This window comes from Propionicimonas sp., assembly GCF_047606205.1.
GTDB lineage: Bacteria > Actinomycetota > Actinomycetes > Propionibacteriales > Propionibacteriaceae > Propionicimonas.
In genome coordinates this window covers 1-9,734 of the sequence record NZ_JASGES010000160.1, presented here as the reverse complement: position 1 = coordinate 9,734, position 9,734 = coordinate 1, and the positions used below count along the sequence as shown (strand labels likewise).

The following is a 9,734-nucleotide window of genomic DNA, read 5'->3' as shown; positions in this document are numbered from 1 at the left end:
GTACCGGGAAGGGGATTCGAACCCCTACGCCCTTGCGGGCAGACGGGTTTGAGCCGTCCGCGTATACCATTCCGCCACCCCGGCAGGTGCCCATGAAGTGTGCCACAACTTGGCGAGCGCCATTCGGGGCAGGGTAACCTCGTCCCTGCCCCAACACCTCGGGGATCCGATGATGACGACCAGCCAGGAAGGCTGACGAGTGATGACTGCCGACGACCGCGAAGACGACGACAAGCTGCGCGTGCTGGTGGCCGAGGACGAGGCGCTGATCCGCCTCGATCTCGTGGAGCTGCTGACCGAGGAGGGCTACGAGGTCATCGCAGAGGCCGGCGACGGCGAGGAAGCCCTCGAGCTGGCCCGCAAGCTCACCCCCGACCTGGTCGTCATGGACGTGAAGATGCCGAAGATGGACGGGATCTCCGCGGCCGCCGTGATCGCGGAGGAGCGAATCGCCCCCGTCGTCATGCTGACCGCCTTCAGCCAGCGCGAGCTGGTCGAGCGGGCCAGGGACGCCGGCGCGATGGCCTACGTCGTGAAGCCGTTCGACTCCTCCGACGTGATCCCCGCGATCGAGATCGCCATGGCCCGGTTCGCCGAGATCCGGGCCGTCGAGGCCGAGGTCGCCGACCTCGAGGAGCGGTTCGCGTCGCGCAAGGCCGTCGACCAGGCCAAGGGCCTGCTCCAGGAGGGCCTCGGTCTCAGCGAGCCGGAGGCGTTCCGCTGGATCCAGAAGACCGCGATGGACCTGCGCAAGTCGATGCGTGAGGTCGCCGAGGCCGTCATCGAGCAGTCGAAGGGTGACAAGGCCCGCAAGAAGTAGCGCTCAGCGCGGCCGCTTGAGGAAGACGGTGATCCGCGCCGCGCAGACCTGCTCGCCCGCCTCGTCGGTGATCGTCACGTCGTAGGTGGCCAGCGAGCCGCCGATCCGGATCGCCGTCGCGACCCCGGTCAGCCAGCCTTTCCGCGCCGGACGCAGGTGGGTGGCGTTGATGTCCACCCCGGTCACCGCCCCGTTCGGGCCGACCTCGGCCGCGGCGGCAAGGGACGCGAGGGTCTCGGCGAGCACGCAGGAGGCGCCGCCGTGCCACAGCCCGAACGGCTGGGTGTTGCCCTCGACGGGGCAACGGGCGGACGCCCTGGCCGGGGTGACCTCCTCCAGTTCGACCCCCAGCTTGTCGTCGAGGGGACTGCTCAGGCCGGCGAACCAGTCGGGAACGTTCATGGGCCCTACCTTCGCACAGGCCGTGGGTTCGGGCGTCGGTGGCCGCCGGTAAGGTTCCGGACTGTGACCAGTCCCGCGAGCGCGTCCGCAGAGAAGACCCCGACCCTGCTGCTGATCGACGGCCACTCGGTGGCCTACCGCGCGTTCTTCGCGCTGCCGGTGGAGAACTTCTCGACCACCACGGGCCAGCACACCAACGCGGTCTACGGCTTCACGTCCATGCTGATCAACGTGCTCCGGGACGAGCAGCCGACCCACCTCGCGGTGGCCTTCGACGTGTCCAGAAAGACGTTCCGCAGCGACGAGTACGCCGAGTACAAGGCCAACCGGTCGGCTTCGCCGGCGGAGTTCTCCGGTCAGGTCGCGCTGATCAAGGAGGTGCTGGACGCGCTGAACATCGTCCATCTCGAACGCGACGGGTTCGAGGCCGACGACATCATCGCCACCCTCGCCGGACGGGGGGCGGCCGAGGGGCTGGACGTGCTCATCTGCACCGGCGACCGCGACACCCTCCAGCTGGTGAACGACCGCGTCACCGTGCTCTACCCGCGCAAGGGCGTCTCCGACCTGGCCCGGCTCGACCCGCCGACGGTGATCGAGAAGTACCTCGTCCCGCCCGCCCGCTACCCCGAGCTGGCCGCCCTCGTCGGGGAGACCAGCGACAACCTGCCCGGCGTCCCCGGAGTGGGGCCCAAGACGGCGGCCAAGTGGCTGGCGGCGTACGACGGGCTGGAGAACCTCGTCCAGCACGCCGGCGAGGTCGGCGGCAAGGCGGGTGAGTCGTTGCGCGCCCATCTCGACGACGTGATCCGCAACCGGAGGCTGAACGCCCTGGTCGGCGATCTCGAGCTCCCCGTCGGGGTGGGCGATCTGGCCCGCAGGGACTGGGACAGGGAAGCCGTTCACTCGCTCTTCGACGGGCTGGAGTTCCGCGTCCTGAGGGACCGGCTGCTGGAGACGCTTCCCGCCGAGGACGCGGCCTCAGAGGGTGGTTTCGAGGTCAGCGGGGAGATCCTCACCGCCGGCGGGGTGCGCGGCTGGCTCGACCAGCACGCCCGCACCGGCGTCGTCGGGGTGGACTGCCAGGGCCGCTGGCGGTCCGGCAGCGGCGATCTCACCGGCATCGCCCTGGCCTCCGCCGACGGTGCGGCGGCCTGGATCGACGTCACCACCGTCTCGCCCGACGACGACGCGGCGCTCGCCGAATGGCTGGCCGACCAGACCGCGGCCAAGGCCATGCACGACGCCAAGGGGCCGATGCTGGCGATCTGGGCCCGGGGCTGGGACCTGGCCGGGCTGGTCAGCGACACCCAGCTGGCCGCCTACCTGCTGCGACCCGACCAGCGCGTCTACGACCTCGCCGACCTGACCGCCCGGCACCTGCGCCGCGACCTGTCGGTGGCGGGCAGCGGCGCGGACGGCGGCGACCAGGCCGCGTTCTCCTTCGATGACACCGAGAGCCATGACGCGATGGTGCGGGCCAGGGCGGTGATCGACCTGGCCGCGGCGCTGGAGACCGAGCTGGAGGAGCGGGGCGGCGCCCCGCTGCTGCGCGAGGTCGAGCTGCCGCTGACCCGCACGCTGGCCACGATGGAGCGGGTCGGGATCGCTGTCGACAGCGACTACCTCGACCGGCTGCACGCCGACTTCGACGCGGCCGTCGGTCAGGCCGAGGCCGACGCGTTCGCCGTGCTCGGCCACCCGATCAACCTCGGCTCGCCCAAGCAGCTGCAGAGCGTCCTGTTCGACGAGCTGGCCATGCCGAAGACCCGGCGCACCCAGACCGGCTGGACCACGGACGCGGAGTCCCTGGAGGCGCTGTTCGCGAAGACCGAGCACCCCTTCCTCGCGCACCTGCTCCGGCACCGCGACCAGATCCGGCTGCGCCAGACCGTCGAGGGCCTGCAGAAGTCGATCGCGGACGACGGCCGCGTCCACACCACCTACGTGCAGACGATCGCCGCCACCGGGCGGTTGTCCTCCACCGACCCCAACCTGCAGAACATTCCGATCCGCACCGAGGACGGGCGGAGGATCCGGGAGGCGTTCGTGGTGGGGCAGGGCTACGAGAGCCTGCTCACCGCCGACTACAGCCAGATCGAGATGCGGATCATGGCCGACCAGTCGGAGGATGCCGGCCTGATCGAGGCGTTCGCGTCCGGCCAGGACTTCCACGCCACGATGGCGTCCCGCGTGTTCGGGGTGCCGCCCGACGGCGTCACGGGGGCGATGCGGGCCCGGATCAAAGCGATGAACTACGGGCTGGCGTACGGCCTGAGCGCCTTCGGGCTGAGCCAGCAGTTGAAGATCGAGGTCTCCGAGGCCCGCGGGCTGATGGAGGAGTACTTCGAGCGGTTCGGCCATGTTCGCGACTACCTGCACGAGATCGTCGACACGGCCCGTCGAACGGGTTTCACCGAGACCATCCTCGGCCGTCGCCGCTACCTTCCGGATCTGACGTCGTCGAACCGGCAGCGCAGGGAGATGGCCGAGAGGGCGGCGCTGAACGCGCCGATCCAGGGCTCGGCCGCCGACGTGATCAAGGTCGCCATGCTGGACGTGGAGAGTGCGCTGGAGCGGCAGGGCCTGCGCAGCCGGATGCTGCTGCAGGTGCACGACGAGCTCGTCCTCGAGGTCGCGCCGGGGGAGCGGGAGGCGCTCACGGCGCTGGTCAGCGACAAGATGGGTCACGCCGTCGAGATGCGGGTCCCGCTGGAGGTGTCGATCGGCGTCGGCCACTCCTGGCACGACGCCGCCCACTGAGCCGGACCAGCCTCGGGGAGTTCGCCCGGGTGCTCAGGCCGGGTGGCCGGCTGCGGGAGGCAGTGGTCGCCCGCAGGTCCTGACCCGGGGTTCCGATCCGTCCCCTCCAGGCCGCCCCGGATCGCGGCCTGGCCTGGCGCCGGACACCGGGCAGCGGCACACTGGCGGCACCAGCCGAACCAGGAGGCCGCGATGTTCTCCCACCTGTCGGTGCACCGACCGCGTCCCGAGGCACGCGGCGCTCTGCTCGCGTCCATGCATCGCTACGGCGCCGCGCTCGTGGGTGCGCCCGGCGTGATCTCGGTGCACACCTTCGAGGATGCGGCGGCGGGAGTGCTGGTCGGCCTGGTGCTGTGGGAGTCGGAGGACGCGTTCCGCACGTCCGTCCACCTCGCCCGCGAGGCCGTCGCCGACGACCCGTTCGACGAGTGGGAGTCCACGCCGCCCGAGGGTTACCGACTCACCGAGGTCTGAACGGGCGGCTCCACCCCCGCCTGGGGGCCGAACCATGGGTCACCGGGCGGACCTGCCCCGACCGGACCGGCTCGCCCCGCCGCCGGATCCGGTGTTCCCGGGGTTCAGCGCAGAACGGCCAGGGTCTCTTCCTGGACGGATCCATCGGCGGCCGTCCAGCGGCCCTCCAGGGTCCCCAGGGGCACCCGGCTGCCGGGTACGTGGTTGCCGTCCAGCACCCGGACGACGCGCATCGCCTCGCTGGCCGCATTCGAGACCGGCACGATGCCGGAGCCGCGCACCGTCATCGACTTCTGCCCGCGGGAGAGGTCTGCCTCGGTGTCGCCCTCGTGGATCACGCGCAGCAGTTCGACCATGTACACCGGGTCGCCGACGGCGTCGTAGACGTGGCGAGTGCCGAGCACGGAGTGCTCCAGGGTGCCGACCAGGTAGTCCTTCGCCTCGTCCAGCGGTGCGCCGCGGTAGGTGAGCGGTACCTGGTAGGTCACGCCGCGCGAGCGCACCAGGATGGTCTCGATGCCGACCTCGCCCTCCGGGTCGACGAAGCGGTAGGACGCGACGCGCTCCACGTCGTCGGAGTCTCCGAGGAACCACTCCTGGGCCGGCAGCCAGGCCGCCAGCAACTCGAGCTTGCCCGGGGTCAGTGTCGCTTCGTGGATCTCGGCTGTGCCGCTCATTCTTCTCCTTCTGGGTCGGTTCCCCAGCGTAGTCTGAACCGGAGCCGGATTGCCCTCGCTCACAGCAATCGGTAGGCTGTCGGTCGCACTTCGACCGGCATGACCTCAGACCTAGCGGGTCGGCACGCGTTCACGCGGCGGAGACCCAGACGTCAGCCTGGCCTCGGCAGTGGCGCACGTGGTCGGCGTGCACACGCGATTTCCACACAATCCCATCGGAGCCCTACTACATGACCTCTTCTCCCGAGGCAGCTACCGTCGCGGTCGACGACTTCGGATCCCCCGAAGCTTTCCTGGCAGCGGTCGACGCGACCATCAAGTACTTCAATGACGGCGACATCGTGACCGGCACGGTCGTCAAGGTCGATCGGGACGAGGTCCTGCTCGACATCGGTTACAAGACCGAAGGGGTGATCCCCTCCAAGGAACTCTCCATCAAGCACGACGTGGACCCGTTCGACGTGGTCTCCGTGGGCGATGAGATCGAGGCCCTCGTCCAGCAGAAGGAGGACAAGGAGGGGCGCCTGATCCTGTCCAAGAAGCGCGCCCAGTACGAGCGCGCCTGGGGCACGATCGAGAAGGTCAAGGAAGAGGACGGGGTCGTCACCGGCCGCGTCATCGAGGTCGTCAAGGGCGGCCTGATCATCGACATCGGCCTGCGCGGCTTCCTGCCGGCATCGCTGGTGGAGATGCGTCGCGTCCGCGACCTGCAGCCGTACGTCGGCATGGAGCTCGAGGCCAAGATCATCGAGCTGGACAAGAACCGCAACAATGTGGTCCTCTCCCGGCGCGCGTGGCTCGAGCAGACCCAGTCCGAGGTGCGCCACACCTTCCTCAACCAGCTCACCAAGGGCCAGATCCGCAAGGGCGTCGTGTCCTCGATCGTCAACTTCGGTGCGTTCGTCGACCTGGGCGGCGTGGACGGCCTGGTGCACGTCTCCGAGCTGTCCTGGAAGCACATCGACCACCCGTCCGAGGTCGTCGAGGTCGGCGACGAGGTCACCGTCGAGGTGCTGGACGTCGACATGGACCGCGAGCGGGTCTCGCTGTCGCTGAAGGCGACCCAGGAGGATCCGTGGCAGACCTTCGCCCGGACCCACCAGATCGGCCAGATCGTGCCGGGCAAGGTCACCAAGCTGGTGCCGTTCGGTGCGTTCGTCCGCGTCGAGGAGGGCATCGAGGGCCTGGTGCACGTCTCCGAGCTGGCCGAGCGCCACGTGGAGATCCCCGAGCAGGTCGTCTCGGTCAACGACGAGGTGATGGTCAAGATCATCGACATCGACCTCGAGCGTCGCCGCATCTCGCTGAGCCTCAAGCAGGCCAACGAGGGTGTCGACGTGGCCGCCGACGACTTCGACCCGGCGCTGTACGGCATGACCGCGTCCTACGACGAGCAGGGCAACTACATCTACCCCGAGGGCTTCGATCCGGAGACCCAGGAGTGGAAGTCCGGCTACGAGGAGCAGCAGCGGGCGTGGGAGCAGCAGTACGCCGAGGCGCAGGCCCGGTGGCTGGCCCACAAGAAGCAGGTCGAGGACGCCGAGGCCGCGGACGTGCAGGCCGCTGTCGCCCAGGCCAGTGCCGCCGCGTACTCCGCGGGTGGCGACGAGGATGCCCCGGAGGGCTCCCTCGCTTCCGACGAGGCCCTGCAGGCCCTGCGGGAGAAGCTGACCGGCGGTCGCTGACCCGACCGCTGGACGACGTGCCCCCCACTTCGGTGGGGGGCACGTCGTCGTTGTGGCCCCACTGGCATGCTGGGGGCGAGCAGGCACCCAGGAGGTCAGGTGAGCGACCAGCAGCCGACCCGGTTCGAGAACTATCCGGCCGGGGCGCAGGAGCAGGCCGGGCCGGCCGACGGTCAGCCCCCGGCCGGCACCGGTACGGCCTACCACATCACGGCGTACCATCCGCCCTCGGTCTCCGCGCCGCCGGCGCGGGGCGGGACGGGCCGGCGAACCTGGCTGGGTCTCGCCGTCGGGGTCCCCGTCGCGCTCGGGGTGACGGGGTGGCTGGGTCGTGCGACGTCGCAGGAGGACGACCCCTCCTTCGGTGACCCCGGTGACATCGAGAGCGGGGAGACCACGGAGAGCAGCGACTCCACGGCCCTTGTCGTCGGCCCCTGGGCCGCCGACGTCCCCGACGGCTGGGACGTGACGGCGCTGTCCACCGACGAGGCCGTGTCCTCGCACGGCGCGAACTGGGTGCAGGCCCGCGCGTTCACCGCCGACCCCGGCGACCGGCCCGGCGACCTGATCCCGGCGCTCGTGCGGCGCCGCAAGGCATCCTTCGAGGGAGGCCTCTCCGATCCCGTGGAGTCGTCCTCGGACGGCGTCCGTCACGCCACTGTGTGGGCGAGCGGCACGGTGTCCGGACGGAAGGCACGCCTGAAGGCCCACCTGTGGATCGACAGGGACGCCGAGGCGCTGCTGGTGGTGCGCGTCCTGACCGCGAAGGCCGGTTCGACGACGGCCGAGGACGCCCAGGGCATGGTCGAACAGCTGGCGGCGGAGATCCGATGACCACCACCGTGATCGGGCTCACCGGCGGGATCGCGTCCGGGAAGTCGACGGTGGCGGCGTTGCTGGCCGGCAGGGGAGCGCTGGTGATCGACGCCGACCGGCTGGCGCGGGAGGCGGTCGAGCCGGGCACGCCGGGCCTTGCCGCTGTGGTCGCCCGGTTCGGGGACGGCGTGCTGCGTCCCGACGGTCGCCTGGACCGGCCCGCGCTCGGCCGGATCGTCTTCGCCGACCCCCTCGCCCGCCGTGATCTGGAAGCGATCGTCCATCCGGCGGTCCGGGCCCGCGCGGCGGAGCTCACCGCTGCGGCGCCCGCAGGCACCGTGGTCGTGCAGATGATTCCCCTCCTCGTCGAGACCGGCCAGCAGGATGCTTTCGATCTCGTCGTGGTCGTCGACGCCGAGCCGGCCGAACAGGTCGCCCGGATCCGCGCCCGCGACGGGCTGGGCGAGGAGGAGGCGCTGGCCCGGCTCAGGGCCCAGGCCGATCGCGAGCGCCGCCTGGCCGCCGCGGACGTGGTGCTGCGCAACGACGGCACGCCGGCGGACCTCGCCGACCGGGTCGACAGGTTCTGGGCGGGCCTGACCGGCTCCCCGGGTGCGGAAATTCACTAGACCGCCCCCTGCCGCGGCGGCGCGACGTCCCCCTATGCTGAGCGCACCACTCGCCAGGAGGCCGTCCATGGACTGTTCCCGCTGCCATTCCGCCGTCCCTGACGTCGCCCACTTCTGTCACCGGTGCGGGCTCGACCTCGTCCCCGGCGACACTCGTGGTCAGCGCAGGTTCGCCCTCGCTCCCGACGAGCCGGTGGCGTCCTTCGCGATCGTCTCGACGATCATGCCGAAGGAGGCCGGCCGGCACCCGCAGACCTACCGCACGGCGTTCACCATCACGCTCGTCGCTGCCCTGGTCGCGGCCATCTTCGGCGCGCTTCCGATCGCCGTGCTGATCGCCGCCTTCGCGATCCCGATCGTGTACATCACCTACCTCTACGACGTGAATCTCTGGGAGGACGAGCCACTGCCGGTGGTCGGGCTCGCGTTCGCGCTGACCGGCCTCGTCGCCGCGCTCTTCACGGCGCTCTGGACGAACGGGCTTCCGCTCACCGCGACCCTCCGCGCGCCGGACGGGACGCTGCTGTCCGGCCCGCAGTGGGGCGCCTTCCTGATCTTCGCGATCCTCGTGCCTGTCGTCGGTGAACTGATCCGGCAGGTCGGGCCCGTGCTGCTGGCGAGCCGGCCGGCCTTCGACGACCTCATGGACGGGGTCACGTTCGGCATCGTGAGCGGTGTCGCGTACGCCTGTTTCGACACCCTGGTGCGGCACTGGGCGCTGCTGACCGGCGGGATCGTGGAGGCCCAACCCGCGCAGCTCGCCTCGCTGGTCTTCCTGGAAGGCTTCATCAAGCCGCTCGTGATGGGCACGGCCACCGGGCTGGCCGTCGCCGAGTTCTCCGGGCTGGGCCGCGGCTACGACGGCTTCACCTCACGCTACGTCGGCGGGGTCGGCCTGGCCGTGGGGGCGAACATCCTGCTGAACACCGGCACCTACCTCTTGTCGTGGGTCGGTTCGCAGAGCCTCTCGCTCGTGCTCCAGGTGGTCTGGGGGCTGCTCGTTCTCGGGGTCCTCCTGCTCCGGCTGCGAACCGTCCTCCACACCGGTCTGCTCGAAGGAGCACTCGAAGCCGCCGCACGGACCGACGGCGCGTCCGGCACCGATCTCGGCTTCTGCGCGCGGTGCGAGATGCCGCTGCTGCCCGGGTCGGCCTTCTGCAGCGCGTGCGGCGTCGCCACCAGGGCCTGGTCGAAGCTCCCTGCCGAACCGGCGGAGCCGGTGACGGTCCCGGCCTCGCCACCGCCGACCGAGCCCGGCTCCGATGCCGGCGGCGACGCGGAGAGCGAGGACGCGAAATGAGCCAGGACCCCCACGCCGTCACCCCGCAGCAGCCGTCGGCGCCGCAGCAGCCCGTCACCCCGCAGCAGCCGGCGGCGCCGCAGCAGCCCGTGGCGCCGCAGGCCCCTCCGGGCCAGGCCTACCCTCCGCAACCCCAGGCCTACCCTCCGCAACCCCAGGCCTACCCGC

General features: G+C 70.8%; 9 protein-coding genes and 1 tRNA gene. 7 read left to right on the top strand and 3 right to left on the bottom strand.

Annotated elements, in window-relative coordinates:
- Nucleotide 1: 1 nt before the first annotated feature.
- Nucleotides 2-84: transfer RNA gene (locus QM633_RS10165), tRNA-Leu, on the bottom strand.
- A 118-nt stretch (nt 85-202) separates the two neighbouring features.
- Between QM633_RS10165 and QM633_RS10160 the strand changes: the two genes are divergently transcribed.
- Complete coding sequence (locus QM633_RS10160; protein WP_415153642.1) at nt 203-820, top strand: ANTAR domain-containing response regulator; 618 nt, start codon at nt 203-205, stop codon at nt 818-820.
- Between the two features lie 3 nt (nt 821-823).
- Here the strand turns inward: QM633_RS10160 and QM633_RS10155 are convergent, their stop codons facing one another.
- Entirely contained in the window at nt 824-1,222 is a 399-nt protein-coding gene (locus QM633_RS10155; RefSeq protein ID WP_415153641.1) for a PaaI family thioesterase, read from the bottom strand.
- A gap of 63 nt (nt 1,223-1,285) precedes the next feature.
- Between QM633_RS10155 and polA the strand changes: the two genes are divergently transcribed.
- The gene (polA, locus tag QM633_RS10150) at nt 1,286-3,985 is read left to right on the top strand and encodes a DNA polymerase I (protein ID WP_415153640.1); all 2,700 of its coding nucleotides are present in this window, start codon (nt 1,286-1,288) and stop codon (nt 3,983-3,985) included.
- Between the two features lie 192 nt (nt 3,986-4,177).
- Nucleotides 4,178-4,459 (top strand): hypothetical protein, encoded by a 282-nt coding sequence (locus tag QM633_RS10145; protein ID WP_415153639.1) that lies wholly within the window; start codon nt 4,178-4,180, stop codon nt 4,457-4,459.
- A gap of 104 nt (nt 4,460-4,563) precedes the next feature.
- Here the strand turns inward: QM633_RS10145 and QM633_RS10140 are convergent, their stop codons facing one another.
- Entirely contained in the window at nt 4,564-5,136 is a 573-nt protein-coding gene (locus tag QM633_RS10140) for a CG0192-related protein (RefSeq protein ID WP_415153638.1), read from the bottom strand.
- A gap of 230 nt (nt 5,137-5,366) precedes the next feature.
- Here QM633_RS10140 and rpsA point away from each other — a divergent pair, with 230 nt between their 5' ends.
- The 4 genes from rpsA (at nt 5,367) to QM633_RS10120 (ending at nt 9,566) form a co-directional block, all read left to right on the top strand.
- The gene (rpsA, locus tag QM633_RS10135) at nt 5,367-6,821 is read left to right on the top strand and encodes a 30S ribosomal protein S1 (protein WP_415153637.1); all 1,455 of its coding nucleotides are present in this window, start codon (nt 5,367-5,369) and stop codon (nt 6,819-6,821) included.
- A gap of 99 nt (nt 6,822-6,920) precedes the next feature.
- Complete coding sequence (locus QM633_RS10130) at nt 6,921-7,655, top strand: hypothetical protein (RefSeq protein WP_415153636.1); 735 nt, start codon at nt 6,921-6,923, stop codon at nt 7,653-7,655.
- Nucleotides 7,652-8,266, top strand: coding sequence for a dephospho-CoA kinase (gene coaE / locus QM633_RS10125; protein WP_415153635.1), 615 nt, complete (start codon nt 7,652-7,654; stop codon nt 8,264-8,266). Before QM633_RS10130 ends, coaE begins: the two co-directional genes overlap by 4 nt.
- A gap of 67 nt (nt 8,267-8,333) precedes the next feature.
- Complete coding sequence (locus QM633_RS10120; protein WP_415153634.1) at nt 8,334-9,566, top strand: PrsW family intramembrane metalloprotease; 1,233 nt, start codon at nt 8,334-8,336, stop codon at nt 9,564-9,566.
- Nucleotides 9,567-9,734 lie beyond the last annotated feature (168 nt).